General features: G+C 65.0%; 1 pseudogene. It reads right to left on the bottom strand.

What is annotated here, in order from left to right:
* Positions 1-525: pseudogene (locus tag DEQ92_RS21800) on the bottom strand (sodium:solute symporter family protein); the annotation flags it as partial.

Genomic DNA, 525 nt, shown 5'->3' with positions numbered 1-525 from the left:
CCGCTAGCGACGTGGAGACGGTGTCCCGCCCGCCTGCGCTCGTGAGCACCCAGACGACGGCGATCAGACGACCGATAGCATAAACATACCCTGGATCGTGTCGGTCCACGCGACGCCGCGGAGTCCGGCGAGGACGACGTAGACGATCATAAACAGGGTGATGAGCGCCGCGCCGACCCAGTAGGGGATCGCACCGTTCGTGAGGCCGACGATCGCCTCGCCCGCGCCCATCTGCTGGAGCATCACGTAGGGAAACAGCCAGAACAGCGAGACGCCGGCGACGAGCGCGCGGAGACGCGTCGATCCGAACCGGTCACCGAGCATCTCGCCGAGCGTGACGTACCCCTGGAACTTCCCGATCAGCCACTGTCGGTAGCCGATCACGTACCACAGGATTGCAAACAGGATGCCGTCCATCAGCCCCATCACGAGGATCCACTCGGGGCCCGCCCCGTACGCGAGATTCGGGCCGCCGAAGAAGGTGAACGCAGACAGCAGCGTCGCGAACGTCGTAAACAGGAGGAC

Source organism: Haloferax sp. Atlit-6N (genome assembly GCF_003383195.1).
Taxonomy (GTDB): Archaea; Halobacteriota; Halobacteria; order Halobacteriales; family Haloferacaceae; genus Haloferax; species Haloferax gibbonsii.
Note: the sequence above shows the minus strand (reverse complement) of the source record. Positions and strands in the feature narration are given on the sequence as shown.